We start from the raw sequence: 26,437 nt of genomic DNA on the forward strand, positions 1-26,437 counted from the left end.
CCCTCACATCCGCTTGTGGCCGGCGACGCTCAGCGTGCCGTTGTCGAGCACTGCGAGATTGCTGCCAGCAAGGAAATAGCGTGCTCCCGCACGGGCGACGCCGGTGCGCCAGGACACGTCGCCTTCGGCCACGCGCCCGAGCTGCCATTGCTGCGCGTCGGCTTGCGCCGTGGCCATCTCGCCCTTGTCGCCGACGGCGAGCCAGCGGTCCTCGTCCCACATCACGGCGTAGAGGTGTTCGCGAGTGAAGGCCGGCACCTGCTGCCACGACACCCCGCCGTCTTCGGTGACGAGCAGCGTGCCGGTGAGTCCGACCGCGACGCCGTGCTCGGCGTCCCGGAACGCGACGCTCATCAGGCTCACCTCGTTCGGCGTTGCCACCGACTCCCAGGTTGCGCCGCCGTCGGCCGTGCGCATCAGCGCGCCGAATTCGCCCACGAGCCAGCCCGCGTCGCCGACGAAGGTGATGTCGTTCCACGCGCGATCCTCTTCCGGGAGCACGCGCGACCAGTTCGCGCCGCGGTCGGTCGAACGCAGCACGGCGCCGAATTCGCCGACGGCCCATGCCGCTTCGCCGGCGATGCGGACGCGGAACAGCTTGTTCGGATTGGTGCTCGGAGGAATTTCGGCGCGCGCCCAGCTGCGCCCGGCGTCGCGCGTCACGATCACGACGCCGTCATTGCCGACGGCCATCGCGTTATCGCTGTCCCATGCCGCGATACCCTGCAGATTGGCCTCGGTATTCGAGGCCTGGCGCACCCACGACTGACCGCCGTCCTCGCTGCGGACGATCTTGCCGCCCGTACCGGCCGCCCACACCACGCGGCTGTCCGGGGCGGCGACGGCGTAGAACGTGTCGCGCCGCTCGATCGGCGGCGGCTCGACCTTCTGCACGACCGCTTCGGCCTTGACGAACAGGCCGGCGTAAAGGAGCCCGCCGACAATCACCACGGGCGCGGACGAACTCATCAACGTCACGACGCCACGGGCGCCGCCTCCATATTTTCTCAACCGACGCAGCATCACTGTCTCCTTCACGCCCCGGAACGGCGCGAGTTTCATTTTTTGGCATGCCGGAACCCTGCAGGGCATTCGCCTTGCATGGCTCGTTGCTTGAAGAGGGAGAAACGGCGCAAAGCGGAGCGCGGCCCCCGGCCGGCGCTCCCCATCGCGGGAAGCGCCGGCCCGCAGCCGCCGGGCGCCCCGCCCGGCCGGGGGGGATCAGGCTGCGCGTTCGGGAACCGGCAGACCGATCCAGTCCTTGTAGAAGGCTTCGATATCCGGCTCGAAGTCGTGGATCACCGGGTACCACGGCGTCGGCGCCTCGATGTCGTGCATCACGCCGCAGCTCGGGCAGTAGTACTCGCGGTACACCTGCCAGTTGGTGTCTGGCGCCATCAGCTTCGGATACACCTCGTTCATCGCCTCCTCGGTGTCGCGCACATACACCACGGCATTGAGCTTCCAGTTCTCGCGATAGTCGCCGAGCTCATGGCCGCATTCGCACTTCGTCACCCACTGTTTGGTCTTTGCCGACTGCGCGATATAGAGGTGCGGCCCGAGCGGTAGGACGATCTTGTCCTTCCACTGCACCTTCTTCTGCAGCGCCTCCAGGTACAGCGCGAAGCGCTCGTTGTCCTTCGGCATCGACAGCATCCGCATCGTCGTGTCCCAGTCGAGCTTGCCATCGACCAGGCTCGCAACCTGTTCCTTCGTGTAGGTCGTCATGTTCCGTCTCCTCGTTTTCCTGAATGCCGCCGGACCTCGCCGGCGGCACCGATTCACATTGACTCAGCTATGGGGCGCAGCTGCGATCACTCTTCCACCAGCACCACGGTCTTGACGTCCGGCATCTTCGACAGGTCCATGCGGAACTTCGAACCGTAGGACGGCACGCCGAGCTCGTCCTCGCGCACGATCCAGTCTTCGGGCAGGTTCCAGAAGGTTCTGAACTCGTTGAGGAACTTCTCCGACAGGTCGAAGCTCGTCGCGAACATGTGCTGCACCGCCTGGCTCGCGTGCTTGGTCAGGATGCGTTCGCGCTCCTCCTTCATCCAGTCGCGCGTCGGCACTGCACGCTCGAGGCGTTCCTTGCGGACCTCGACCCGGCGCAGCGCGGTCTTGGCCGCATCGACCGACCACACGCCTTTGGCGTCCTGCTCGATCACCGCGCCGTACACTTTCCGCGCGTACTCCGGCAGCAGCCACGCGTTGTTGAGGTCGCGCGCGATCGCTTCCGGCTCGCGGTCGAGCGGGTCGCCGTAGCCCGGACCACCGCGCAGGTAGTTCAGGTACAGGTCGTAGTTCTCGTAGCAGTCCTCCGTCGTCATGCACTGCTGGTCGCGCTTGATGCGCGACGAGGCGTTGATGTGCTGCTCGTAGTCGGGCGAGGCCGGGTTAGCGTCGCCGCCCAGCGGCAGGCTGTCGCCGAGCGCGATGCGCTCCTTCAGGCCGGTGTTGTGCGCTTCGAAGCGGTAGCCGGTCGCCGACGGGTAGCCGCCCATCAGGCCCCAGTCCGAGTTCATGTAGCCGTTGCCCATGAAGAACATGGTCCAGTCTTCAGCCTTCCAGACCATGCGCAGCGTCTCGAAACCGTTGCCGCCGCGATACTTGCCGTAGCCGCCGGAGTTCGCCTTGACGTTGCGGCCCATGTACAGCAGCGGCTCGGCCATCTCCCAGATCTCGATGTCGCCCATGTCGCCTTCGGGGTTCCAGATCGCGGCGGCGTGGTTCAGGCCGTCCTTGATCGCGCCGGCGCCGGTGCCGCAGCTCGAGGCTTCAAAGCTGTTGACCGCGTGGATCTCGCCGTCCTGGTTGATACCGCCGCCCTGCAGCCAGTTCGAGGTATTGGCGTTGCCGGCGTTGACCTCTTCGAGGTAGCCGCGGCTGAAGTAGGCCTGCGAGAGTCCGCGCCACATCGCGCTCCAGCCCGAGACGAGGAAGTGCCAGGCGTAGGCGTGGCCGGTGCGCCGGTCGTCCGGGTTCATCCAGGTGCCCTTCGGCAGATGGAACTCGGTGCCGAAATACGCGCCGTCGTTGATGCGCTGCGTCGGCACCAGGGTCTGGGTCATCATCACCCAGATGCCGCTGGTGAAGGCGACCTGGTGGGCGTTGTACGAATGCCAGCCCCAGCGGCTCGCGCCTTCGAAGTCGAGCCGCCACGTGCCGTCGGCGCGGATCTCCATCTCGACCGGCGAATGCATGATCGAGTCGAGCTTCGCGAACGCGTTGGAGGTCTGCACGTCCGGATGCGCGTACGGCACATCGACGAACGCGACCTTGCGGTACTTGCCCGGCAGCGTCATCGCCTTGATGCGCGTCTGCAGCCCGCGGCGGCCTTCCTCGATGACCTCGTACGAAAACTTCTCGTAGGCCTCGAGCCCTTCCTCGTTGATCACCTCCTCGATCAGGTCGCGCACCATGTGGCAGCCGGCGATGCGGGTCTTCTCGTCGAGGATCCAATACTTCGGCGTGCGTACCGAGCGCTGCGACTCGTGCAGCCAGTCGCGCAGCGGCTGGTCATTCACCCCGGTCTTGCGGCAGGTGATCATGTAGCCGTCGCCGAAGCGCTGAGTCTGGCCGGTGGACATCGAGCCCGGCGTCACCGCCCCGGTGTCGATCACGTGCGTCACGCCGCCAACCCAGCCGACGAGCTTGCCGTGCGCGAAGATCGGCACGATCGTCGCGATGTCGCACGGGTGCACGTTGCCGATCGAGCAATCGTTGTTCGTGAACATGTCACCGGGATTGATGCCGGGGTTGCCTTCCCAGTTGTTCTCGATCATGTACTTGATCGCCGCGCCCATCGTGCCGACGTGGATGATGATGCCGGTCGAAGTCAGCACGCAGTCGCCCGCGGCGTTGTACAGCGTGAAGCACAGTTCGCCTTCCTGCTCGACGATCGGACTCGCGGCGATCTTCTTCGCGGTCTCCCGCGCATGCACGAGGCCGCCGCGCAGCTTCGAGAACATCTTCTCGTAGCGGATCGGGTCACTCTCGCGCAGTTCGAGCTTCGTCAGGCCGTTGTAGTGGCCGCCACTTTCCTTGGTCCGCGCGAGGATGTCGTCACGGAACTGCTTGAGCGTCTGGCCGTTGCCGAGCAGGTTGGCGAAACCCACTTCCTTGTTGGTCATCATGTTCATGGTGGTGTCTCCTTATTTCACTTCGGCCAGGTGGAACAGGCGGTGCTTGTCGAGCCGCGTCTCGAAACCGTCGGGCACGACGAAGGTCGTCGCGTCGGATTCGATGATCGCGGGGCCGGTAATGTGGTTGCCGGGCTTGAGCGCTTCCATCTTCCACAGCACGGCATCGACCCACTTCTTGCCGCGGTAGAACGGACGCGTGCCCAGCCGCGCTTCGGCCGGCGGCGTCTCGCCCTCTTCCGGGTCTTCCGGCAGCACCGGCTTCTGGGTCGCGACGAGGCCGCGCATGATCGCGCCGGTCACCGAGAAGCCCAGTTCCGGCGAACGCGCCGAGCTTGCATAGACGCGCGAGTAGGTGTTCTCGAACGCTTCGACGATGCGGTTCCAGTCCTCCGGCGTCGCTGCCGAGCCGATCGGGGAGGTGATCTCGAGGTCGTTCAGCTGGCCCATGTACTGCATGCGGTAGCCGGGGCGCAGGATCACGTCCTCGGGCTTGAAGCCGTTGATGACGAATTCCTCGACGACCTTCGCCGCGAGCTCTTGCCAGGCTTCCTGGATCGTGTTGCACGCCGCGGCCTTCTGCGAGTCGGGGGCGATCTGCGGCACCGCGATGTCGACGCTCTTGTCGTAGCGGTACTCGAAGTCTGCGCACGCGCAGCCGAACGCCGAGAAGCCCGCCGCCCACGCCGGCACGACGACGTCCTTGAAACCGGCACCTTCGGTGTAGCCGTAGGTATGCACCGGTCCGGCGCCGCCGTACGAGAAGCACACGAAGTCGGCCGCGTTGTAGCCCTTGGCGCTGATGTTGGCGCGCAGGTACTCGCGCAGGTTCTGGTCGAGCAGCTCGATGACGCCGGCCGCCGCATCCTCGACCGACAAGCCCAGCGGATCGGCGAGTTGCACCTTGATGTGCTGCCGCGCGCGCTCGACGTCGAGCTTGATCGCGCCGCCGAGGAAGTTGTGCGGGTTCAGGTAGCCCAGCACGACGTGGCAGTCGGACACCGACACCGTGTCGAGGCCGCTTTCCGGCCAGCAGGTGCCGACGCGATAGCCAGCGCTGTCCGGTCCCAGCTTGATCGCGCCGCTGTACGGGTCGAGCCGCACGAAGCTGCCGGCGCCGGCGCCGACGGAGTCCATCGCGACCAGCGGCAAGGACAGCACCAGGCGCGCCATGTCCGGATCGGACACGATCGCGAAGTTGCCCTTCGTGATCAGCGCCATGTCGAACGACGTGCCACCGATGTCCGAGCACGCGACGTTCTCATAGCCGAGCGCCTCGCCGAGGAGCTTCGAGCCGATGACGCCGCCGATCGGGCCGGAGACGATCGTGCGCGCGAGCTCCTTCGCCTTCCACGAGATCGTGCCGCCGTGCGTCGCCATCACGCGCAGGTCGAACTTCGCGCCATGCTTGCGGAAGCGGTCGCTGACTTTTTTGAGCGTCTGGCGCGACGGCTCGGCGGCGTAAGCCTCGAGCACCGTCGTGTTCATGCGGTGGCTTTCCTTGCGCGACGGGTAGTAATCAACCGACGCGAACACCGGAATGTCGATGTCCAGCTCCGCGAGTTCGTCGCGGCACACGTCGCGCGCCCGCTTCTCACTCGTCCCGTTCTTGTGCGACTGCAGCAGGCAGATCACGATCGCCTTGGCGCCGGCCTGGACGAGTTCGCGCGTCGCCTGGCGCACTTCAGCCTCGCGCAGCGGGATCACGATCTCGCCCTGCACGTCGGTGCGCTCGGTGACGCCGCGGGTGCGCGACAGCGGCACCAGCGGCTCGTCGTAGCGGTGCGTGTTCAGATGGATGCGGTCCTCGAGCGCATAGCCGAGGTAGCTCTGGATCGCGCGACCCATCGAATGCACCTGCTCGAAGCCGCGGTTGCAGATCAGCCCGACATCGAGCCCCTTGCGCTGCACGACGCGGTTGAGCATCGCAGTGCCCGAATAGACGCAGGTGACGAGTTCCGGATAGACCTGGTCGACGTCGCGCTCCCAATGGGCCAGCGCGTCCTGCGACGAGTTGAAGATTGCGAGGGACTCGTCGGCCGGATTGCTCTGTGCCTTGCCAACAACGAAGCGCCCGTCTTCGCGGACGAAGAACGTGTCGGTCATCGTGCCGCCGGCATCGATGCCCATGACCTGTACCTGTGATGCCTGTAGGACTTCCATGTTTATCTCCATCTCCTCTTGATTAGCGAGTCGCCGATGTTGCCGGCCCCCGGATGTCCTTTTGCACCGTCCGTGCCAGCATCTTCTTGTCGCATCGCAGCAACCGCAAAAGCCATGATGGAAGACCCCACGGACACTTTCTTCGCTGCATCGCAGCAATCCCGGACAACTGGAGCGGACGGTCGGAAAACGGAGGAACGTACGAAAATCGAACGTGCTGCGACGTTTGGTCGGAAGCGGGACGCGGGCGGGGGCGAACCGCGCGATGGGGCAGCGGAAAATTGCCTTGCGAGGGCGGGACGGGTGACAGCGACCGAAGCGCAAATCCGTGCTCTCAGCCGGCGCCACCGCGATATCGGTCGCGCCTGGGTGATGGTCCGGCACCACGCACCGTCGGGAATCTTTACACCGATCTTCATTTTTCCGCCGCGCCCCAGCGGCGGCACACCGCAAGATTGATCGCTGACCCCGGCCAAGCGGCCCCTGCGCGCCCCTGCTGCGCGCGCTCCCCGCGCTGGCGGCCCCGTTCCGCCGCAGCTTCTTCGAGCCGCGGGTCCGGGGCGCTGTCGACATTTCTTACAACCGGCTGCGCTGCCGCCGGACAGCGAGCCGTGAGGGATCACGCGAGGCGCATTTGCGTCACGATGAAATGCGGGTAGCCGGCGACGGCGAAAAACGCGACAGGAAACGCGCGCCGATTTCCTGAAGCCACCGCTGGGGGCACTGTTGTTGCGCTTCCATCTGTATTGCCACGCGGTTTCGCCGTTCGAATTTCCACAAAATTGGCGCGCATTCAGGCGCTTTCTACCGGGGTCTTTGGAACCAAAAACCCCCTGGAAAGGTATTCCCAACCAGTTGTTCCGAACGTGGCATTCCCGGCCTCGACGGGTATTGCCCGATCATGAACCGGCCGTTTTCACGCAGCGGTTGCGATTGATATGGAATATGCAGCCCTCGCTGCCGGCGCCCTCTGCCCGTCTCGATGGAGGTCGCTTGGATTTCTTCGGAGGCAATTCACTCGTTGTTCGCATGCTTTTTGCTTGATAGGTCACATTCATTCCGGGACTGAAATGCATGAGCACGGACGTCGGGCGTATCTCGATTCGGTGCGAAACACAATGAAGGTCGATATCTCCGGAGCGGAAAGGGACACCCTTGATGGCGAAACGTAAAGGTTTGCTGCTGGATCAGACCGGCGAAGTGGCCGCCGGCCTGAAGAGTATGGGATTGACCGGCTGGGAATTTCAGGTGGTTTCATCCATCGACGAGGCCCGCAAGACGTTGACTGCCGGCTCACCGCTGGTTGGTCTGGTGGCTTTCAGCTCGGCGCACCCCTGGCCACCGCGCGAAATGGAAGCGCTGATCTCTGTCAACGACGTCGAATGGATCGCGATCCTCGGCAAGGATCTGCTGCGCAACCAGGAGCATGGGCCGATGGTGCTGCGCAACTTCCACGACTTTCACACGCTGCCGCTCGACTGCGAACGCCTGATGGTGACGCTGGGCCATGCTTACGGCAAGGCATTGATGCTGCAGAACATCGAGGGCTGCTCGACTCGAACCGGAGACGGCGACAGCCGGTTCGGCATGGTCGGACGCCACGCGAGGATGCTTCAGCTCTTCAACCAGATCGACAAGATCGTCGGGGTCGACGCGCCGGTGCTGATCGGCGGCGAATCGGGCACCGGCAAGGAACTCGTGGCAAACGCGATCCACCGCTATTCCGCCCGTGCGGGTTCGCCGTTCGTCACGATGAACTGCGGTGCGATTGCGCCGAATCTCATCCAGTCCGAGCTCTTCGGCCACGAGCGCGGCGCATTCACGGGGGCACACCAGCGCAAGATCGGAAACATCGAAGCCGCCCACCGCGGCGTCCTGTTCCTCGACGAAATCGGCGACCTGCCCCTCGACCTACAGGGGAACCTGCTGCGCTTTCTGCAGGAAAAGACGATCGTCCGCGTCGGTTCCACGGAGCGCATCCGCCTCGACGTGCGGGTGATCGCGGCAACGCATGTCGACCTCGAGCGCGCCGTCGAGCAGGGCCGGTTCCGCGAAGATCTTTTCTATCGGCTCAACGTCCTGCACCTCAAGGTGCCGCCCCTGCGCGAACGCACCAGCGACATTCCGCTGCTCGCCAATTCGATCTTCGCCCAGAACCGGCACCAGAAGAGTTCGCAGGTGAAGGGTTTCAGCTCGGAGGCGGTCCATGCGATGTGGGAATACCCGTGGCCGGGCAACGTGCGCGAACTGATCAACCGCGTTCAGTACGCCATGATCATGACCGAGTCCAAGCTCATCGCCGCCGCCGACCTGGGCATCGCCGTGCCCGAGATGCACGGCGTCAGCCCGACGCTCGACGAAGTGCGCGCGACGGTCGAAAAGGAAGTCATCGTCAGCAGTCTCCATAAGTACCGCAACAACGTTTCGGAAGTCGCCCGGCAACTCGGCATTTCGCGCGTGACGCTGTATCGCATGATCGATCGTCTGAAAATCGTTCTTTAGCCGTGCCCGGCCGGCCACATCGAAGACAGGAAATACAAGGGGATAACCATGAAAACCTCGGGACGCCGGTCCGGCGCCGTCGTGGGCTGCAGCGTGGCCGGGCTGGTGCTGGCCGCATCGAGCCCGTTCCTCCACGCTGCCGATGACGCGGCTTTCGACGGCAGCGTCGATACACTTAGACAGCGGATCGAGGAACAGAGCCGGCAGATCGAATCGCTGAAGCAGGATCTGTCGCGCCAGCAGGCAGTACTGCACGACATGCGCCGTGCGCTGGACATCAGCGGCATCAGCGGCCGAGGTCCTGCGCCCGCCGTGCCCGCCACGGTCGCCGCGCCGCCGCCCCCGACAGGCAGCACACCCGCGCAACAGGTCGCCCAGGCACCGGTGCAGCGTCCTGTCGGCGAGGCGCCGACCCGCACCGACAACCGCCCGCCACCGGTCGCGCCGATCTTCGAGCAGCCGGGCGTGCTGACGCCGCGGGGGACGTGGATCCTCGAGCCTTCGCTGCAGTATGCGTATTCATCGAGCAATCGCATTGCACTGATCGGCTACACGATCATCCCCGCACTCCTGATCGGTCTGATCGATGTTCGGGAGGTCAAGAGCAACTCACTGACCGCGGCGCTGACCGTGCGGCGCGGCATTACGAACCGCTTCGAACTCGAAGCGAAAATTCCGTACGTCTATCGCTGGGATTCGAGCGTGAGCCGGGAAGTGGCAGCAGGAAGTGCCAATCCCGAGGTATTCGACACGGACGGGAACGACATCGGCGACATCGAGTTGACCGGCCGGTACCAGCTCAACGACGGCGGGGCCGACCAGCCGTACTACATCGCGTCGCTGCGCTTCAAGTCGCGCACCGGTACGGATCCGTTCGAAGTCGAAATCGACAGAACGATCAGATCGACGACCGGGGGCGTGGGTCTTCAGACCGAAATTCCCACCGGCTCGGGTTTCTACTCTCTCCAGCCGGGCCTGACGGTGCTGATTCCTTCCGACCCCGTTGTCTTTTTCGGCGGCATCAGCTACCAGTACAGCTTCAAGCGGGACAACGTGAAGCAGAAGACGAACGAGGGCGACATCGAACTCGGCGAGGTCCAGCCGGGTGGTGCTTTCGGTTTCAACTTCGGCATGGGTCTCGCACTGAACGAGCGCTCATCGTTCAGCATCGGCTACGACCACCTGTCGGTCGGAAAGGTCGAGCAGAACGGCCAGACAGCAGCGACTTCGGTACGCGTTCAGCTCGGTACCCTGCTGCTCGGCTACTCCTACCGTATGGCGCCGAACCGGACTTTGAACCTGTCGGTCGGCGCCGGTCTCACGGAGGATACGCCGGACCTGCAACTGACCTTGCGGATGCCGATCACGCTGTAGAGCACGTTCGCCGGCGCGGTGCCGGGCACCCAAGCCGGCCTTTCACCTCAGCAGCGAGCTGTTCAAGGCATCCCTCAACGACTCCCCGAGCCGGTGGGCTCGCAGCAGATCCATGCTGTTGGCCTGCGCGTTGATCGTCGTGACCGTCTGAATCTTCTGATTGTCCAGGCTGTTCTGGATCACCGTCGCGAAGGAGCCGGAGGCGAGCACGCCCGGATCGAAGCTGTTGTCCGCCCCGATCTGGATCACGCCCACGCTGGTGCCGACGGGCAGCACCTGCGGGCCTGCCGCCCCCCCAGCCAACTGGCTCAGATCCGCGACGTTCAGCGTCGTCGTGCTCGACAGCACGCCGTTGATGAGGACCACGCGCTCGATACCGAACGAAAGCATCAGTCCGCCCGGCGTCTCGAAGCCGCCGCGCAGGCCGCCGAGCGTGTCGTCATCGACCAGCAGACCGGCGAACAACATCTTCTCGCCCTCGGGCGGGCGGCCTTCTGCGAGTGCCTGGGGGACCGGTTCCAGATCGTGGTCGCGCCCCGCTACGGTGGATAGCGCCGGCGACGGGAGCGGTTCGCCGAGCGCGGCGAGCGGCACGGGCTGGTACGAATCCGGCGTCGACACGGCGAAAGGCGTGGCGCTCGCAGCACCGGGAAGCCTTTCGTCCGCGCCGTTCGCGACCGGGACCGGCGCGGACTCCGGCAGCGCACCCTCTTCGGAGGCTCCAGGCGGAACATCGAGTGACAGGACGTATTCGGCCAGGCGCCGCGATATCGTTCCCGGCCGACTCCCGTCGTCCGACGTCGCAGCCAGCGCGTCGAGCACCCCGGGGTGTGGCCGGCAGCCGATCCCTTCTGCATCCAGCGGCCAGTCGGCGAGCGCGAGGAGTTCGGCGGGCGGCATGTCGCCGGCACACAGTGCGGGGAAGAAGCCCTCGACCACGTCATCCGTCGCATATGCATGCTCCAGCAACCGGAGCGGAATTTCCGGGATTCCCGCACCCACGACGAGCATCGCCATGAGCCCGGCCACGCGTTTGTTCCGCAAAGTGATCATCGAAGAGACTCAAAAATCCATCGGCCCGCGCCGCAGCAGCAGGACATCCGTTGCATTGCCGCCGATCCCCTGCCCGATCGGCGCCGGGGGCCGGACCCGCCAGTCCTCGTCCCGGTCGAAGCGGGCACGCTCGGGCTTGTCGTTGATGACGAGCAGGATGCCGTTGGTCCAGAAGCGCTCGAAGTCGGCGCGATCGAGAACGCGCGTCCCCATTGCCGGATCGCCGATGACCACCCGCTTCGCCCGCAGGCCCTTGACCACGACGAAGTGCGCGTAGCCGTTTTCCCTGATCAGCGCGATTGCCGGGACACGTGCCGCGGAAAGCTGGTCGAGCGACGCGCGCACGCCCTCGGCACGAAAACCGCTGCCGTCGAGATAGAGTTTCATGTCGAGCATCGAAAATCCCTCACGCCGGATCTTCGCCTGGTCGCCGCGCTCGAACATGTGCTTGAACACCTCGACTTCGTCGACCTTGCGGTCGTAATGATGCGTGAGCAGCGTTGCGACCGCCGCGGAGCCGCAACTGAAGTCGTATTGCTGACGCAGCGTCGACACGAAGCGCGCCCCTTTCAGGCTCGTCACGGGCACTGCATAACTGCTCCCGGACGGCCCCAGAATCCTCGCCGAGTCGGACTGCGCCCCCGCGGGCTGGCACACCGACGCGCCCAGCAGGGCGATGAAAAACAGCGTGCGGACTTTCATGACAGCCTCGTCATTTCACCTCGAGATTGAGGATCACCGCGTTCTGGATCAGGACACCGTTTCCGCTGTTCTGGACCACGGTTCCCAGCACATTCGCATTGGCGAATGCGCCCTCGGTGATCAGGTTGTACCCGGTGACGGCATCCGACACGGAAACCTCGCTCATCGAACCGACCGCGCGTATTTCGCTGATGTGCGTATCGGCGCCGCCGCGTTGACCCGAAAGCACCGCGTCATCCACCGTAGCCCCATCCATCAGTCTCTGCACCGGCCGCTGCAGCGCGAAGGATTCCGCATCCCCGAGCATCACGACGTCGTCGGCATGCACGAGGCGGGTGCCGCCGGCCAGGACGGCCAGCGCGATACCGAGTGTCAGCAGGGGCAGTACCTGTCTCATGGCTTCACTCCTCGACTGCAAAGGTGAAGCCGGGAAAAGACTTCTCCCCCGGCTCGATCGTGCTGCTTACTGGACCGTCAGGTTGGCCTGCACGTTTGCGCTTTGCTGCACGAGTGCACCGATGCCGCTGTTCAGCGAGGTCATCGAGATGCCCGCCGAGTTGGCCAGGCTGCCGCCGCCGACGGTGTTGGACATGTTGAAGGTCCCCGCATCGACCATCGCCGTGCCGCCCGCACCGCCCGCACCGCCCGCACCGCCTGTACCCGCACCGCCGGCCCCGGCACCCGCAGTGTTCGTGCCGCCGTCGCCGCCATTGCCAGCCGTATTGGTGCCGCCATTGCCGCCGTTGCCGCCGTTGCCGGCCGTACCATTGCCCGCGGTGGCATTGCCGCTGGTCGCCCCGCCGCCGTTGCCGCCCGCGCCCGCGGTGTTGGTTGCCGTGCCACCGGCACCGCCGGTCCCGCTGCCGCCGCTGGCGGTCGCATTCGAGTCTCCCGAAGTGCCCGCCCCTCCGGCTACACCGCCGGCACCGTCCGGGATGCCCGATCCTCCGCTCGCACTGTTGCTGGCACTGCCCGAGCCGCTGCCGCCGGTGCCGTCACCACCATTCGCGTTTGCCGTGTCGGCATTCCCGCCGTTGGAGCCGATGGCGCCATTCGCCTCGCCGGTCGTCGCAGCACCACCGATGCCGTCGCCGCCGTTGCTGCCCATGCCGCCTTCCGCACCGCCGGCTGCTCCACCGGCGCCGCCCGCGCCATTGGCACTCCCGCCGATCCCGTCGCCGCCGTTGCCGGTTCCGCCGGCCGCTCCGTTGCCGCCATATGCGTTGCCGTTGTTCGTCGCGATGTTGCCGATGCCGCTCACGGACACGCCGCTCACCGTGCCGTTGAGCGTCGCAATCGCCATTACCTCGGTGGTATTGAATGCGTTGGTGAAAGTAGCCGTCGAGGTCGAGCCGTTGTTCGCGGCTGCCGTGCCATAGCCCTCGGCGCGCGCCGTTCCGTCGTTGTTGCGATTGTCGCCGGCGCTCTTGTCGTTGTCCTGATCCGAGTTGTTCGAGTTGTCGGAATTGTCGGTGAGCGAATTGTCCGAGTTGTTCGAGTTATCGGTCATCGAATTGTTCGAGTTGTCCGAATTATCCGAATTATCCGAATTGTTCGAGTTGTCGGAGTTGTTCGAACTGTCGGCGAAGCTGCTGTTGTCCTGCGTTGCGGTCGAAAACTCGTTCGCCTGCGGGCTGGTGTCGCCGCCCTGCGTCGCTGTGGCCGTTGCGGTTTGCGTGTTGTCGTCGGTAACGTCCGTGACCGTATTCACCGGATTCGCCCAAGCCTGCCCAGCAAGACCAAAGGCCAGTCCGATCGCGGCTGAAATCAATGTTTTTCTCATTGCGCTTCCCCTTCGAGAGCCAGGGCCAGCCCCATGCCAGGCCCAGGTATCGATATTGCGCAAGAGCTGTGCCATTCATGCGCGGTGACGCCAAGGGACTGATTAAACGCCGACTATTTTGTCGCCGCGGCGTTGGTCTAGACGCCACGCACGCCTGACTGTTCAGGAGTTGTACAACCCGGCCGGCGCAAAACCCCGGCTGTTCCGCCCGATTCAAAGCCAAGCCTTTGTATGGCCTGGTTTTTTTACGGCAACCCGGGCCATGGTGAAGTGTTTCGTCCGTGAAACACCTCGCACCGCATGTTGTGCCCCCATCGTGCCCCGGCTGCAGTGCCGCAAGCATGGGGTGCGCTTGCCCGCCGCTTCGCGCGCGAATGCCTCGCAATCCTGGATCATCGAAGAGGTTCTTGGCTAAACCGGCGCCGACTGTCGTAATCTTCCTGTCCGACGCTGCTCTCGTTCATTCGTTGATCCGTGTCTCGGCCCTGGCGCCCCGAGACGGGCCGGTGCCGTGAGCATTCATTCCACCACCTTTCATGGAGCCTGATTATGTCGAACTGGTATTCCGACAACGCCTTGTCGATCGGCAAGACGCCCCTGGTCAAACTGAACCGCGTCACCGACGGCGCCCCGGCAACCGTCCTCGCGAAGATCGAAGGCCGCAACCCGGCCTATTCGGTGAAGTGCCGTATCGGCGCCGCGATGATCTGGGACGCCGAGCAACGCGGCCTGCTCGGCCCCGGCAAGGAAATCGTCGAGCCGACGAGTGGCAACACGGGCATCGCGCTGGCGTTCGTCGCCGCCGCGCGCGGCATCCCGATCACGCTGACGATGCCCGAGACGATGAGCGTCGAGCGGCGCAAGCTCCTCGTCGCGTACGGCGCGAAGCTGGTCCTGACCGAAGGGGCCAAGGGCATGAACGGCGCGATCGCGAAAGCCGAGGAAATCGCTGCGTCCGACCCGGGTCGCTATGTGCTGCTGCAACAGTTCAACAACCCCGCCAATCCGGCGATCCACGCGTCGACGACGGGCCCGGAGATCTGGAGCGACACCGACGGCAACGTCGATATCTTCATTTCCGGCGTCGGTACCGGCGGGACGATCACGGGCGTGTCGCGTTACTTCAAAGAGACGCGCGGCAAGCCGATCTTCTCGGTCGCCGTCGAACCGGAAGCCAGCCCGGTGCTGACCCAGACGCGCGCCGGAATGCCGCTCAAGCCGGGACCGCACAAGATCCAGGGACTGGGCGCCGGCTTCGTGCCGAAGGTGCTCGACCTGTCGCTGATCGATGCGGTGGAGACGGTCAGCAACGAAGACGCGGTTCTCTACGCGCGCCGGCTCGCGCGCGAGGAGGGCATCCTGTCCGGCATCTCCTGCGGCGCCGCCGTGGCGGTGGCCGCACGCATCGCCCAGCGCCCGCAGAACGCTGGCAAGACGATCGTCGTGGTGCTGCCGGACTCGGGTGAGCGCTACCTCAGCTCGATCCTGTTCGAAGGCCTTTTCGACGCTTCGGGCGTGGCTATCTGAACGGCCCCGGCGCGCGGCCAGGCTCGACCGCAACACGGGATGCAATCGGGCGGTCGACTGCCGGAATCGCGCCCTGGCGGTCCCCGCGAGGGGCCGCCAGGCGAGCCGGTCGCCGGTCGCCGGTCGCGCAAGCTTTCGGCGACCGCCGATTCATAGCACAATAAATTCTTGAGCAACCCTCACCGCAGCCCTCCATGAATCCTCTGCTCCGCGTACGCGCCGAAGGCCAGCAGGTCTGGCTCGACAACCTTTCCCGCACCCTTCTCAACGAAGGCCACCTTGCGCGGTTGATCGCCGCGGACGGCATCGCCGGCGTCACCACCAATCCGGCGATCTTCCACAAGGCCATCGCAGGCGGGCGCTACTACGAAGAAGACCTCGCCCGTCTCAAGGGCGAAGCGATCGACGCCGAAACCCGCTACGAGCGGCTCGTGATCCCGGACGTGCAGCGCGCCTGCGACCTGCTGCGCCCGCTGTTCGACGAGAGCGGCGGCAACGCCGGCTACGTGAGTCTCGAAGTATCCCCGGCGCTCGCGCACGACGCGGCGCGGACCGTCGCCGCCGGGATGCGCCTGAAACACGCGGTCGGGCGCGACAACGTGCTGATCAAGGTGCCCGCAACCCCCGCCGGTATCGAAGCCATCGAGCAGCTGACCGGACACGGAGTGAGCGTGAACGTGACGCTGATGTTCTCGCTGGCGCATGTCGACGCGGTCGCCGAAGCCTACCTGCGCGGCCTCGCGACCTGGCAGCAGGCGGGAGGCGAGGTGGGCCGCGTGATGTCGGTCGCGAGCCTGTTCCTGAGCCGCGTGGACACGCTGCTCGACAGTCAGCTCGGCGAGATCGGCAACGACGCGGCGCTCGCGCTGCGCGGGAAATCCGCCGTCGCGATGGCGAAGCTCGCGTACCTGCGTTATCGCGAACGCTTCCACGGTGCCGCGTTCGCCAGCCTGCGCAGTGCCGGCGCGCGGCCGCAGCTCATGCTTTGGGCGAGCACCGGGACGAAGAACCCTGCTTACAGCGACCTCATGTATGTCGAACCGCTGATCGGGCCGGAGACGGTCAACACGCTGCCCGACGCGACGCTCGCTGCGCTGCGCGACCACGGCACTGTCGCCCGCACGCTCGACCGGGACGTCGATGCGGCGCAAGCGCAGTTCGCCGCACTGGAAGGGCTGGGCTTCGACATGACGGCGGCGGGGAAGCGCCTGCAGGACGAAGGACTGCGCCAGTTCGAAGAAGCCTTTGCCGGGCTTCTCGAGCTCACTGCCTGAGCTTCGGGCCTCGCCCGTTCGCCCAGCCGTCCGGCCGCACCGCTTTCGGTATCTCACCGAGCGCCCGCAGCCGCTCGCATTGCAACTGGAGCAGTTCCAGCCGCTCCCTCATCATCGCGCACAGCACGCCGGTTGCCCGCAACGGGCCGCCGGCGCTCGCCCGGATGCAGTCGATCCTGCGCTGAAGCTCCCGTAACCGGCCGCGTTCGGCCGCCGGATGGGCCGCGATGAACTGCTCGATGACCTCGGAGCGGGCGCGAAAGAACGCTTCCGGATCCCGCTGCGCGAGACTGCTCCAGTACCCGAAATCGAAGCCGGCCATGACGCCCCTCCAGCACGGCGATGGCCATGCATGTTTCATCGTAGGCAGCAGGAGGGGGTGACGCAAGCGCAGCTGCGTCCGGCCTGCGCGTTTGGCCGCGCGGGCGAAAAACGAGCTCGGCTCAGGCAGCGACGGCGTGCTGCGGGGTCAGCGCCAGACGGGCCATGCCGCGGAAGTCTCCGGAACTGCCGAGCAGTTCCTTCATGTCGAGGATCAGCACGATCTGGCCGTTCGAAAGCGTCGTCACGCCGGCGACACCTTTCGGCCTGAAATCGTCGAGCGACTTGATGACGGCGTCTTCGCGGCCGGCGAAGCTGTCGATCGCGAGAATGAAGGACAGTTCGGCGGCCTGCATCAGCACGCCATACCCGGGCGCCCGCTCGAGCGGCCAGCCCAGCATGCCGGCCAGAGGCAGGATCGGCAGCACTTCGCCGCGCACCACCATCGTCGCGCGTCCGCCCACTTCCTGGACCTCGCGCATGTCGATCGGCAGGATTTCCCTGACCATCGACAACGGCACCGCGAACGGCTGCTCGCCCAGCCGCACCAGCAGGACCGGCAGGATCGCCAGCGTCAGCGGCAGGCTGATGACGAAGGTAGTGCCCTTGCCGAGCTGCGACTTGATCTCGATGCTGCCGTTGAGCTTCTGGATGTTCGTCCGCACGACGTCCATCCCGACCCCGCGGCCCGAAACATCGGACACCTGCGACGCCATCGAGAATCCGGGCAGGAACACCAGATTGAAACTCTGGCGCTCGTCCATTGTGTTCGATTCCTCATCGGTGATGAGACCCTTCTCCAGCGCCTTCGCGCGCAGTCGCTCGGGGTTCATGCCACGCCCGTCGTCGGCGACGAGCAGGATGATGTGATCGCCCTCCTGGCGCGCCTCGAGACGCACCATCGACTTTTCCGGCTTGCCGTTGGCGATGCGTTCAGCCGGATCCTCGACGCCGTGGTCGACGGCGTTGCGAATCAGATGGATGATCGGGTCGGCCAGATCCTCGATCATCGTCTTGTCGATTTCGGTTTCCTCGCCGTCGAGCACCAGTTCGACGTCCTTGCCCATGTTCCGTGCAAGATCGCGCGCGATTCGCGGGTATTTCTGGAACAGCCGGCCGACCGGCTGCATGCGGGTTTTCATCACGGCGTTCTGCAGGTCCGAGACGAGCAGGTCGAGCTGGCTGACTGCGAGGTCGAGCGAATGCAGTGTCTCGGTATCGTTGCGGCCGCTCAGGATGTCGCTGCGCAGCGCGTTGAGCCTGTTCTTCGTCAGGCCGATCTCGCCCGACAGGTTCAGCACCTGGTCGAGCCGCGTGGTATCGACACGGATCGAGTTGTCGCGCTGCTTCTCGATGTCGCGCCGCCCGGCCGGAGCCGCAGTATCGGGCTTGTCGTTCCCACGCCGGCCGATCGCGGCCTGGATGACTTCCTCCGGCGGCCTGGCCGGCTGCGCGGGGACGATCACCGCCGGTTTGACTGCCCCGGGTGTGCGGGCCGGCAAACCGGTGACCACACCGTGCAGCGCTTCCCAGTCCGGCTCCCCGCGCTGCGAGACGTCCGCACGCCCCGCCCGCGCAGGCTCCCCAGCGGGAGCCCGCGGCGGCTCAACAGAGGGAGCCCGCGGCGTTGCCGCCGAAAGGTCTCCCGCGATCGCCTGCTTCAAGCGCGCAATCAGCGCCGGCTCGGCCGGGGCGGGCTGGGCATTGTGCGCGAGGTGCGAGAACATCGCACGTACGGTTCCCGTGGCTTCGAGGATCACGTCCATGACTTCGGGCGTGACCTGCACCGCGCCAGTGCGAAGATTGTCGAACAGGTTCTCGGTCAGGTGGCACAGCGTCACCAGTTCGGCAGCATTGAGGAAGCCTGCCCCGCCCTTGATCGTGTGGAAGCCGCGGAATATCTCGTTCAGCAAGCCGCGGTCGTCGGGTGCCCGCTCCAGATCGACGAGCTTGTTATCGACACCGGACAGCAGATCCCCGGCCTCGATCAGGAAATCCTGCAGGAGATCTTCCATTCCCGCGAAGTCACTCATGACGTTCTCGCATTATCGTTGCAGACTGCCGGGACGAAAGTCGCGGCGCGGCATATCGTCGCATCAAACGGCGGTTGCCCGCCGCCACCTTTGGTTTTCAGAAACCGAGGCTGTCGAGCAGGTCGTCGACCTGCTCCTGGGTCGTCACAACGTCGTCGCGTCCCTCGGAACTGATCACAGGGCCGTTGAGCAGGTTGCCGTGCCTATCGCCCCGCATCTGGGGCGGCGTCACTTCCAGCAGCACCTGGAGCAGTTCGGTTTCGAGTTTCTGCGCAAGATCCACGACCTTCTTGATGACCTGCCCGGTCAGGTCCTGGAAATCCTGGGCCATCATGATTTCCATCAGCTGTTCGTTCGTCGCCCGGCTGTTCCTGGCGACTTCGCCGAGAAAATCCCGCGTGTTGCCCGACAGCGCCTTGAACTCGTCGACCGACAGTTCGTTTGCGAACAGTTTGTCCCACTGCGCCTCCAGGTTTCGCGCATCGGCATGCATCCTGTTCTGTATCGGCTGCGCGATGTCGGTCGCGTTCAACACCCGGCTTGCCGCCTGTTCGGTCATTTGCGCGATATAGCTGAGCCGCTCGCGGGCGTCCGGAATCGCCTGCACCGCCTCCTGGAGCAGGCCGTCTGAACCCAGCGCGCGCAACGTGTTGTGCACCTGGCGCGTCATCTGGCCAATCCGTGTGAATACGGCATCGCAGCTGTGTCCGGGGAGTGCGGGTGGCGGGTCGATCCTTTTCGGCGCCGGCTCGCAGCTGACGGCAGCATCGAACTGCGCGGCGACCGCATCGAACAAGGATTGCAATTCGTCGTCGTCACCGCTCGATGCGCCGGGATCGGCAACGACCTTGAATTCCGATTTCGCCGGACCGGATGCGATGCTGTCGAACAAGGCCTGGAGATCATCAGAATCACCGGTCTCGTCGAGCTTCAGCTTTTTCGCCATTATCGGATTCCCTATTCATTCAGGCAGCGCCATTCAGGCAACCGCTTTCTTGCCAATTTTTTCGAAGATCTTCTCGAGCTTTTCGGCCATCGTCGCCGCCGTGAACGGTTTCACGATGTAGCCGCTCGCACCCGCCTGTGCGGCCGCGATGATGTTTTCCTTTTTCGCTTCGGCGGTGACCATCAGCACCGGCAGGTGCCGCAGATGGGGCGTCTGGCGGATCGTCTGCAGCAGCGTCAGGCCGTCCATGTTCGGCATGTTCCAGTCGGTGACGACGAAGTCGAACGACGCGTTGTTGAGCTTCTGCAGCGCGACCGCACCGTCCTCGGCCTCGTCCACGTTCGTGAATCCGAGTTCCTTGAGGAGGTTGCGCACGATGCGGCGCATGGTCGAAAAATCGTCGACGACGAGAAATTTCATCTTGGGGTCGGACATCCTGTTCTCCGTATTCGTCTCGCAGCCGGCCCGGCCTAGTGCCCCTTCGACAACAAGGGGCGCAGCGTATCGGCCAGCGCGTCAGCGTCGAATTTTGCCACGTATGCATCGACACCGACCTGTTTTCCCATGGCGCGATTCGCCTCCGATGACAACGACGAATGCATGACGACGGGAATGCCGTTGAAGCGCGCGTCGGCCTTGATGTTGCGCGTCAGCACATAGCCGTCCATCTCCGGCATTTCGGCATCCACCAGTATGAGGTCGAGTTCTTCCCCCACCTGGCGCCCGCACTGCTGCGCGTGGCTCGCGATGCCCTGCAGCCGTGTCCAGGCCTCGAGCCCATTGACCGCATGCTTGTGCTTGACGCCGAGCTTGTCGAGGACCTCGGCGATCTTGCGCCGCGCCACGCCCGAGTCGTCGACGAAGAAAATGTCGTATTCATGGCCGCCGGCGATCGGCGAAATATTCCCGACGACCGCGTCGCCGAACGTCGTCGCCAGCACCGTCTCGACGTCGACGATCGAAACGAGCTTGCCGTCGGGCGACTCGGTGATCGCGGTGATGTAGCTTTGCACATTGCTCGACACGTTGTCCGGCGCGCGGACCTTGTCCCATTCGACACGAATGATGCGATCCACGCTGTCGACGAGGAATCCGAGCGTGCGCTTGCTGTATTCGGTCACCATCATCGAGCCGCCGAGCGGCGCGCCGGGCCGGGCAAGGCCGAGGATCTTTGCCAGCGACAGAACCGGGATCACGTTGCCTCGCAGCGAGATCAGCCCTTCGACGCCGACGGGCATGTTCGGCGTGCGCGTGATGAAGGGCGCGGTGCAGACCTCGCGGACCTTGAACACGTTGATGCCGAAGGTTTCGCCGGTTCCCAGCGAAAACAGCAGGATTTCCATGCGGTTCGAACCGGCGAGGCCGGTGCGTCCATCGACGACGTTCAGCAGGCCGCTCTCGTCGGGATTGAAACTCGACATATCGGTGCTCCCTCTCAACATGCCCGGGACGAGGCGCCGCCCTCGACAAGCAGGCGGCGCAGTGTCTGCGCGAGGCGCCGGGGTTCGAATTTGGCCACGTATTCATCCACCCCGACGGATTTCCCGAGTTGCTGGTTGGACATCCCGGACAACGACGAATGCATGAGAACCGGGACCCCGTCGAAGCGCGAGTCGGACTTGATCATCTTGGTCAGGATGTAGCCGTCCATTTCGGGCATTTCGACATCGGTCAGCACGAGGCCGACCAGTTCGCTGACCTTGCGTCCCGTCGCGTCGGCATGCATCGCGATCTTCTGCAGTTCCTGCCACGCCGCCCGGCCGTTGATCGATCCAACATAGGGCACCCCGAGCGCCTCGAGCGTGCGTTCGATCTGCTTGCGGGCGACCGACGAGTCGTCGGCGAAATAAACCGTCTGCGCCGCGTCGTCGAGCGGTTCGATGCCCCGGAACAACAAGGGATCGTCCTGGGTCGTCGTTTCCGACAGCACTTTCTCGACGTCGAGCATCATCACCAGCCTCTCGCCAGGCAGCTCGGTCACGGCGGTCACCAGGCCGCCGAGGTTCGCGGTCAGCATATCCGGCGGAACCCTCATCTGCGCCCAGTCGAGCCGCAGGATCGTGTCGACGGCCTCGACGAGGAAGCCCTGGGTGTGGCCGTTGTATTCAGTCACGATCATGATGTCGCGCCGCGCCTCGGCGCCTATCCCGGCATATCTGGCGAGATCGACGACCGGCACCAGTACGCCGCGCAGGCTCACCATCCCCTCGACCGACGCGGGCATCTCGGGCGCGGCGGTGATGGCCGGCGTGCGCATGACTTCCCGCACCTTGAACACGTTGATGCCGAAAGTTTCCCGACGGCCGGTACGCGCGTCGGTCCCCAGCGTGAACAACAGGATCTCCAGCTTGTTCGTGCCGGCGAGCCGTGTGCGCGCTTCGATATTCCTGAATAGTTCGGACATTTGGCTCTCCGCAAGATGCGGGTATATGTTCCGGCAACGGGTTCGTGCCGCGGGGTTGGGATGGATAACGTCAATGGCGGCCGATTCTTGAGGGCTGATGCGCGCGGTTTATTGCGGCGCCGTGTTCGGCCCGGCGCGCTGCAGGATGTGCAGCGCGATGGCCTTGAGCGGGACGACTTCGCGTGCGGCGCCAATACTCGCTGCCTCCCGCGGCATGCCGTACACGACGCACGAGTCGTGATCCTGGGCGATCGTCCATGCCCCCGCGTGGCGCATCTGCAGCAACCCCTGTGCGCCGTCCTTGCCCATCCCCGTGAGCAGGACTCCGATCGCCGCGGTGCCGACTTGCGCCGCTGCCGAGCGGAACAGCACGTCGACCGAGGGGCGGTGGCGATTGACGGCTTCGTCCCGCGACAGCACGCACTGGAAGCCGCCCCCGGTACGCCGGATCGCGAGATGGGAATGGCCCGGCGACAGATACACGTTTCCCGCCAGCACGGGCTCGCCGTCCTCGGCCTCCTTCACGGTCGGCGCGCACAGTCCGTCGAGCCGGCGGGCGAAGGAAGAGGTGAAGATTTCCGGCATGTGCTGCACGATCAGGATCGGCGGCGAGCGTTCGGGCAGCCCGACAAGGATCTCCTTGATGGCTTCGGTGCCCCCCGTCGAGGCCCCGATGAAGACGATGCGCGCCGCGCCACTGCGCATTGCCGTGCCGGCCTCAGGCGCGGCTTGCATCGACGCACTGATAGACCGTACGGCCCATCGAACGGAACAGGTCGACCGCGTGCAGGAAGCTCTCGGAGTGGCCGGCGAAGAGCGCTCCATCCTGGCGCAGCAAAGGCACAAAGCGCTTGAGGATCGTGTACTGCGTCGGCTTGTCGAAGTAGATCATGACGTTGCGGCAAAAAATCGCGTCGAGCGGCCCCTGCACGAGCCAGTTGGCTTCGAGCAGGTTGATGCGGCGGAAACTCAGCAGGCGCTGCAACTCCGGGCGCACCTGCAGTTCCCCGGGCAGTCCGTCGGCCGGGCGGACGAAGTAGCGCCGCAACCGCTCCGCCGACAGGCGTTCGAGGCGATCCTGTCGATACCGGCCGCGCTGCGCCTGGGCGAGCACGCTGGTATCGATGTCGCTCGCGAGGATCTGCACCGGAGGGCTCAGCGTGTCGAACGCCTCGCATGCGGTGATCGCGAGCGAATACGGCTCCTCGCCGGTGGAAGCGGCGTTGCACCAGATCCTGATCGTGCGCTTTTCCTCGATGCCGCGCAGCCGCTGGGCAAGCAGGTCGAAATGGTGGGGTTCGCGGAAGAACGAGGTGAGGTTCGTCGTCAGCGAATTGACGAAGACCTCCCATTCCGGGCGATCGCGCTCGAGCCGGACGAGATATTCCGCGAAAGTCCGGTCGCCGCACGCCCGCAGGCGCCGGGCGAGGCGGCTGTACACCATGTCATGCTTGGCCGGCGACAGCGCGATGCCGGCGTGGCTGTGGATCAGCGCCCGGATGCGGTCGAAATCCGTCGTCGTGAACAGGAATTCGCGGTCGCGCATGCTTGTCGTCGATGGGCTCAGGGTTGCAGGGCGGCACGCGCCCGTCCGGCCGGCATCGCGGAGGCCGCCCCGATATCGCGGCGGAGCTTCTCGTCGTCGACGGGCATTGTCGCGCCGACGTCGAGCAAACCGCGCTGCGCCCGCACCGCCTCTTCGGTCTTCCGGTTCATGACGACGATGCTGATACGGCGGTTGGTTGGATCAAACAGGTCGTCCTCCTTCATGGGCACCGTCTCGGCCAGGCCGACTACCCGGATCACCTTCCCCGGCTCCAGTCCGCCGGCGACCAGTTCCCGGCGCGACGCGTTCGCACGGTTGCTCGACAGCTCCCAGTTCGAGAAGCCGCGCTCGCCACCGGCGTATTTCGCGGCATCGGTATGGCCGGAGAGGCTGAGCCGGTTCTGCACGTCATTGAGCGCCCGTCCGATCGCCCGCAACAGGTCGCGGGTGTAAGGCTGCAGCGCATCGCTCGCGGTATTGAACATCGGCCGATTCTGCTCGTCAACGAGCTGGATGCGCAGCCCTTCGGACGTGATGTCCATCAGGATCTGGTTGCGAAAGCTGCGCAGCTTCGGGTCGGCCTCGACGATCGCCTCGATGCGGCCTTTCAGGTCGATCAGCCGCGCCCGCTCGCGCATTGCTTCCGCCCCTTCGTTATCGCCCTCCAGTCGCTGGATCTCGCGTCCCTTCGCCGCATCGAGGTTGATCGAACGGCGCTCGTCGACGTCGCCGCGCTTGCGCTGTCCGAGGGAACGGGAGAGGTCTTCGCCGCCGCCCTTGATGACGCTTGAACTGTCGCCCGATCCGCTTCCGCCCTGCATCGCGATTTTCAGCGGATTCTGGAAATGGTCAGCGATCCCCTCGAGGTCGCCCTGCGCGGTCGAGCCGAGGAGCCACATCAGCAGGAAGAAAGCCATCATCGCGGTGACGAAGTCCGCGTACGCGATCTTCCATGCGCCGCCGTGCGCTGCCGCCGCGACCTTGTTGATGCGCTTGACGACGATAGGTTGTTGCGTATCGTCGCTCACGGCCGGGCGCCTCCACGTCGCGCAGAGGCCGGGCGAGGCGTGAGGCGCGGCAAGCTCGTCATTGCGGCCGTCAACCCTTGCGGTTCTTGATGTCCTGCTCGAGCTCGGCGAAGCCCGGACGCTCCGTCGAATACAGCACCTTGCGCCCGAACTCGATCGCCACCTGCGGCGCATACCCGTTCATGCTCGCCAGCAGCACCACCTTGATGCACTCGAACACTTTCCCGCCCTCTTCGACGCGCTGTTCCAGCTGGCTCGCGATGGGCTGGACGAAACCGTAGGAAATGAGGATGCCGAGGAAGGTACCGACCAGCGCGCCGCCGATCATCTTGCCCAGTACCGCCGGCGGTTGGCCGACCGAACCCATGACGTTCACCACGCCCATCACCGCGACGACGATACCGAACGCGGGGAGCGCATCGCCGACCTTCGCCACGACGTGCGGTGCGGTGTGCGCCTCGTGGTGATGGGTATCGATTTCCTTGTCCATCAAGCTTTCGAGCTCGAACGCGTTGAGGTTTCCGCCGACCATCATGCGCAGATAATCGGTGAGGAACTCGATCGCGTGGTGGTTGGCCATCACGCTCGGATACTTCGTGAAGATCGGGCTGGATGCGGCATTGTCGACATCGTTCTCGATCGACATGAGGCCTTCCTTGCGCACTTTCGCCAGCACCTCGTACAGCAGGCCCAGCAGGTCCATGTACATCGCCTTGTTGTACGGCGAGCCCTTCACGACCCCCGGCAGGGCTGCCAGCGTCGCCTTCAGCGCCTTGCTGCCGTTGCCCGCAACGAAACCGCCGATCATCAGGCCGACGATCGCGAGGTACTCGAGCGGCACCCACAGGGCCATGAGACTGCCATGAATCGAATAGGTCCCGATCGACGCGAGAAGGATGATGACATAGCCAACGATCAGAAACACCGGAAAACCCCTGTCGATTCATGTACGAAGGCGCTCCCGCGCTTCGCAGAAATACTGCCACTGTAACGACTCCGGCACGCCGGACTTGAGCTCCGACAAACGAAAAGGCCGCCGGCAGGCGCGGCGGCCTCGAGCACGGCGATCCGTTGCTCAGTCCGCTTCGGCGAATGCCGCCTTGGCGGCCCGCTTGGTCTTTCCGGCCCGCGAAGGCATATTGCACAGACCGCATACGAAGTGGTGGGTCGGATCATAGGCGTGGGCGACGAAGCGTCCGCCGCAGCTCGTGCAGGGGGCGAACTGGAGCAGGTCGGCGTCGAAGAACCGCACCAGCGTCCAGGCGCGCGTCAGGCTGAGCACCGGGTCCATCGCTTCGGCCTCGACGTGATCGAGATACAGATGGTAGGCCTTGATGATCGCATCCAGCCCCTTGAGGCCGGCCTTGTCCTGGAAGAAACTGAAGAAGGCCATGAACAGCGACGCGTGCATGTTCGGCTGCCACGTCATGAACCAGTCGGTCGAGAACGGCAGCATCCCTTTCGGCGGCGACATGCCGCGCACTTCCTTGTAGATCTTCAGAAGGCGCTCGCGGCTCAGCTTCGTCTCGGCTTCCAGCATCTGCATGCGGGCGCCGAGGCGGACCATTTCCGCTGCGCGCTGGATGTCTTCGGCTTCGCCGATGATGCTCTTGTTTTTCAATTTGCTCTCCTCCGGCCG

The 26,437-nt window shown here is 65.0% G+C and carries 23 protein-coding genes; 4 read left to right on the forward strand and 19 right to left on the reverse strand.

Features of this window, described 5'->3' with window-relative positions:
- Positions 1-3: 3 nt before the first annotated feature.
- The 4 genes from pbN1_RS03695 to pbN1_RS03710 all read right to left on the reverse strand — a co-directional run bounded on the left by pbN1_RS03695 (position 4) and on the right by pbN1_RS03710 (position 6,305).
- Positions 4-1,023 carry a WD40/YVTN/BNR-like repeat-containing protein gene (locus tag pbN1_RS03695; protein ID WP_169201212.1) on the reverse strand — a complete coding sequence of 340 codons (1,020 nt, stop codon included), beginning with the start codon at positions 1,021-1,023 and terminating at the stop codon, positions 4-6.
- 198 nt (positions 1,024-1,221) lie between these two features.
- Positions 1,222-1,728: an acetone carboxylase subunit gamma gene (locus tag pbN1_RS03700; protein ID WP_169116819.1), complete on the reverse strand. Its 507-nt coding sequence runs from the start codon at positions 1,726-1,728 to the stop codon at positions 1,222-1,224.
- Positions 1,729-1,814: 86 nt separating this feature from the next.
- On the reverse strand, positions 1,815-4,142 hold the full coding sequence (locus pbN1_RS03705; RefSeq protein WP_169201213.1) for a hydantoinase B/oxoprolinase family protein: 2,328 nt from the start codon (positions 4,140-4,142) through the stop codon (positions 1,815-1,817).
- A 12-nt stretch (positions 4,143-4,154) separates the two neighbouring features.
- A complete protein-coding gene (locus tag pbN1_RS03710; protein ID WP_169201214.1) occupies positions 4,155-6,305 on the reverse strand; it encodes a hydantoinase/oxoprolinase family protein in 2,151 nt (716 codons plus the stop codon).
- 1,158 nt (positions 6,306-7,463) lie between these two features.
- On the opposite strand from pbN1_RS03710, the gene pbN1_RS03715 reads away from it, so the two are divergent.
- Both pbN1_RS03715 and pbN1_RS03720 read left to right on the forward strand, forming a co-directional pair.
- Positions 7,464-8,807, forward strand: a complete 1,344-nt coding sequence (locus tag pbN1_RS03715) for a sigma-54 dependent transcriptional regulator (protein ID WP_169201215.1) — start codon at positions 7,464-7,466, stop codon at positions 8,805-8,807.
- A 48-nt stretch (positions 8,808-8,855) separates the two neighbouring features.
- The gene (locus pbN1_RS03720) at positions 8,856-10,181 is read left to right on the forward strand and encodes an acetate kinase (RefSeq protein WP_169201216.1); all 1,326 of its coding nucleotides are present in this window, start codon (positions 8,856-8,858) and stop codon (positions 10,179-10,181) included.
- A 42-nt stretch (positions 10,182-10,223) separates the two neighbouring features.
- Here pbN1_RS03720 and pbN1_RS03725 read toward each other — a convergent pair whose 3' ends face one another.
- From pbN1_RS03725 to pbN1_RS03740, 4 genes are all read right to left on the reverse strand, one after another.
- A complete protein-coding gene (locus tag pbN1_RS03725) occupies positions 10,224-11,210 on the reverse strand; it encodes a hypothetical protein (protein WP_169201217.1) in 987 nt (328 codons plus the stop codon).
- A gap of 33 nt (positions 11,211-11,243) precedes the next feature.
- Complete coding sequence (locus tag pbN1_RS03730; protein ID WP_169116812.1) at positions 11,244-11,936, reverse strand: C39 family peptidase; 693 nt, start codon at positions 11,934-11,936, stop codon at positions 11,244-11,246.
- Between the two features lie 10 nt (positions 11,937-11,946).
- On the reverse strand, positions 11,947-12,333 hold the full coding sequence (locus pbN1_RS03735) for a hypothetical protein (protein WP_169116811.1): 387 nt from the start codon (positions 12,331-12,333) through the stop codon (positions 11,947-11,949).
- A gap of 66 nt (positions 12,334-12,399) precedes the next feature.
- A complete protein-coding gene (locus pbN1_RS03740) occupies positions 12,400-13,719 on the reverse strand; it encodes a hypothetical protein (protein ID WP_169201218.1) in 1,320 nt (439 codons plus the stop codon).
- Positions 13,720-14,268: 549 nt separating this feature from the next.
- Here pbN1_RS03740 and cysK point away from each other — a divergent pair.
- Both cysK and tal read left to right on the forward strand, forming a co-directional pair.
- Complete coding sequence (gene cysK / locus pbN1_RS03745) at positions 14,269-15,246, forward strand: cysteine synthase A (protein WP_169201219.1); 978 nt, start codon at positions 14,269-14,271, stop codon at positions 15,244-15,246.
- Positions 15,247-15,440: 194 nt separating this feature from the next.
- Complete coding sequence (gene tal / locus pbN1_RS03750; RefSeq protein ID WP_169201220.1) at positions 15,441-16,520, forward strand: transaldolase; 1,080 nt, start codon at positions 15,441-15,443, stop codon at positions 16,518-16,520.
- On the opposite strand, the gene pbN1_RS03755 is transcribed toward tal, so the two are convergent.
- The 11 genes from pbN1_RS03755 to flhC all read right to left on the reverse strand — a co-directional run bounded on the left by pbN1_RS03755 (position 16,510) and on the right by flhC (position 26,419).
- A complete protein-coding gene (locus pbN1_RS03755; RefSeq protein ID WP_169201221.1) occupies positions 16,510-16,842 on the reverse strand; it encodes a DUF3135 domain-containing protein in 333 nt (110 codons plus the stop codon). The genes tal and pbN1_RS03755 overlap by 11 nt on opposite strands.
- A gap of 121 nt (positions 16,843-16,963) precedes the next feature.
- Complete coding sequence (locus tag pbN1_RS03760) at positions 16,964-18,874, reverse strand: chemotaxis protein CheA (protein ID WP_210147647.1); 1,911 nt, start codon at positions 18,872-18,874, stop codon at positions 16,964-16,966.
- A gap of 97 nt (positions 18,875-18,971) precedes the next feature.
- Complete coding sequence (gene cheZ / locus pbN1_RS03765) at positions 18,972-19,820, reverse strand: protein phosphatase CheZ (RefSeq protein ID WP_169201222.1); 849 nt, start codon at positions 19,818-19,820, stop codon at positions 18,972-18,974.
- A 33-nt stretch (positions 19,821-19,853) separates the two neighbouring features.
- A complete protein-coding gene (gene cheY / locus pbN1_RS03770) occupies positions 19,854-20,255 on the reverse strand; it encodes a chemotaxis response regulator CheY (protein ID WP_169201223.1) in 402 nt (133 codons plus the stop codon).
- Positions 20,256-20,290: 35 nt separating this feature from the next.
- Positions 20,291-21,241, reverse strand: a complete 951-nt coding sequence (locus pbN1_RS03775) for a chemotaxis protein (RefSeq protein WP_169201224.1) — start codon at positions 21,239-21,241, stop codon at positions 20,291-20,293.
- Positions 21,242-21,255: 14 nt separating this feature from the next.
- Entirely contained in the window at positions 21,256-22,224 is a 969-nt protein-coding gene (locus pbN1_RS03780) for a chemotaxis protein (RefSeq protein ID WP_169201225.1), read from the reverse strand.
- A 108-nt stretch (positions 22,225-22,332) separates the two neighbouring features.
- Complete coding sequence (locus pbN1_RS03785) at positions 22,333-22,959, reverse strand: chemotaxis protein CheB (protein ID WP_244857148.1); 627 nt, start codon at positions 22,957-22,959, stop codon at positions 22,333-22,335.
- Positions 22,943-23,770 carry a CheR family methyltransferase gene (locus tag pbN1_RS03790; RefSeq protein ID WP_169116802.1) on the reverse strand — a complete coding sequence of 276 codons (828 nt, stop codon included), beginning with the start codon at positions 23,768-23,770 and terminating at the stop codon, positions 22,943-22,945. The genes pbN1_RS03785 and pbN1_RS03790 overlap by 17 nt, the downstream gene beginning before the upstream one ends.
- A gap of 17 nt (positions 23,771-23,787) precedes the next feature.
- Complete coding sequence (gene motB / locus pbN1_RS03795; RefSeq protein ID WP_169201226.1) at positions 23,788-24,798, reverse strand: flagellar motor protein MotB; 1,011 nt, start codon at positions 24,796-24,798, stop codon at positions 23,788-23,790.
- A gap of 70 nt (positions 24,799-24,868) precedes the next feature.
- On the reverse strand, positions 24,869-25,723 hold the full coding sequence (motA, locus tag pbN1_RS03800) for a flagellar motor stator protein MotA (protein ID WP_169201227.1): 855 nt from the start codon (positions 25,721-25,723) through the stop codon (positions 24,869-24,871).
- A 150-nt stretch (positions 25,724-25,873) separates the two neighbouring features.
- Positions 25,874-26,419 carry a flagellar transcriptional regulator FlhC gene (gene flhC / locus pbN1_RS03805; RefSeq protein ID WP_169116799.1) on the reverse strand — a complete coding sequence of 182 codons (546 nt, stop codon included), beginning with the start codon at positions 26,417-26,419 and terminating at the stop codon, positions 25,874-25,876.
- Positions 26,420-26,437 lie beyond the last annotated feature (18 nt).

The sequence above is a fragment of the Aromatoleum bremense genome (assembly GCF_017894365.1).
Lineage (GTDB): Bacteria > Pseudomonadota > Gammaproteobacteria > Burkholderiales > Rhodocyclaceae > Aromatoleum > Aromatoleum bremense.

What these genes read in the sequence shown, in the direction of transcription:
- pbN1_RS03700 (WP_169116819.1), bottom strand. Translation starts at nt 1,728, where the DNA reads ATGACGACCTACACGAAGGAACAGGTTGCGAGCCTGGTCGATGGCAAG.
- cheY (WP_169201223.1), bottom strand. Translation starts at nt 20,255, where the DNA reads ATGTCCGACCCCAAGATGAAATTTCTCGTCGTCGACGATTTTTCGACC.
- pbN1_RS03710 (WP_169201214.1), bottom strand. Translation starts at nt 6,305, where the DNA reads ATGGAAGTCCTACAGGCATCACAGGTACAGGTCATGGGCATCGATGCC.
- cysK (WP_169201219.1), top strand. Translation starts at nt 14,269, where the DNA reads ATGTCGAACTGGTATTCCGACAACGCCTTGTCGATCGGCAAGACGCCC.
- cheZ (WP_169201222.1), bottom strand. Translation starts at nt 19,820, where the DNA reads ATGGCGAAAAAGCTGAAGCTCGACGAGACCGGTGATTCTGATGATCTC.
- pbN1_RS03785 (WP_244857148.1), bottom strand. Translation starts at nt 22,959, where the DNA reads ATGCAAGCCGCGCCTGAGGCCGGCACGGCAATGCGCAGTGGCGCGGCG.
- pbN1_RS03735 (WP_169116811.1), bottom strand. Translation starts at nt 12,333, where the DNA reads ATGAGACAGGTACTGCCCCTGCTGACACTCGGTATCGCGCTGGCCGTC.
- pbN1_RS03715 (WP_169201215.1), top strand. Translation starts at nt 7,464, where the DNA reads ATGGCGAAACGTAAAGGTTTGCTGCTGGATCAGACCGGCGAAGTGGCC.
- pbN1_RS03775 (WP_169201224.1), bottom strand. Translation starts at nt 21,241, where the DNA reads ATGTCGAGTTTCAATCCCGACGAGAGCGGCCTGCTGAACGTCGTCGAT.
- pbN1_RS03780 (WP_169201225.1), bottom strand. Translation starts at nt 22,224, where the DNA reads ATGTCCGAACTATTCAGGAATATCGAAGCGCGCACACGGCTCGCCGGC.
- tal (WP_169201220.1), top strand. Translation starts at nt 15,441, where the DNA reads ATGAATCCTCTGCTCCGCGTACGCGCCGAAGGCCAGCAGGTCTGGCTC.
- pbN1_RS03755 (WP_169201221.1), bottom strand. Translation starts at nt 16,842, where the DNA reads ATGGCCGGCTTCGATTTCGGGTACTGGAGCAGTCTCGCGCAGCGGGAT.
- pbN1_RS03705 (WP_169201213.1), bottom strand. Translation starts at nt 4,142, where the DNA reads ATGAACATGATGACCAACAAGGAAGTGGGTTTCGCCAACCTGCTCGGC.
- pbN1_RS03695 (WP_169201212.1), bottom strand. Translation starts at nt 1,023, where the DNA reads ATGCTGCGTCGGTTGAGAAAATATGGAGGCGGCGCCCGTGGCGTCGTG.
- pbN1_RS03760 (WP_210147647.1), bottom strand. Translation starts at nt 18,874, where the DNA reads ATGAGTGACTTCGCGGGAATGGAAGATCTCCTGCAGGATTTCCTGATC.
- pbN1_RS03720 (WP_169201216.1), top strand. Translation starts at nt 8,856, where the DNA reads ATGAAAACCTCGGGACGCCGGTCCGGCGCCGTCGTGGGCTGCAGCGTG.
- pbN1_RS03740 (WP_169201218.1), bottom strand. Translation starts at nt 13,719, where the DNA reads ATGAGAAAAACATTGATTTCAGCCGCGATCGGACTGGCCTTTGGTCTT.
- pbN1_RS03730 (WP_169116812.1), bottom strand. Translation starts at nt 11,936, where the DNA reads ATGAAAGTCCGCACGCTGTTTTTCATCGCCCTGCTGGGCGCGTCGGTG.
- pbN1_RS03790 (WP_169116802.1), bottom strand. Translation starts at nt 23,770, where the DNA reads ATGCGCGACCGCGAATTCCTGTTCACGACGACGGATTTCGACCGCATC.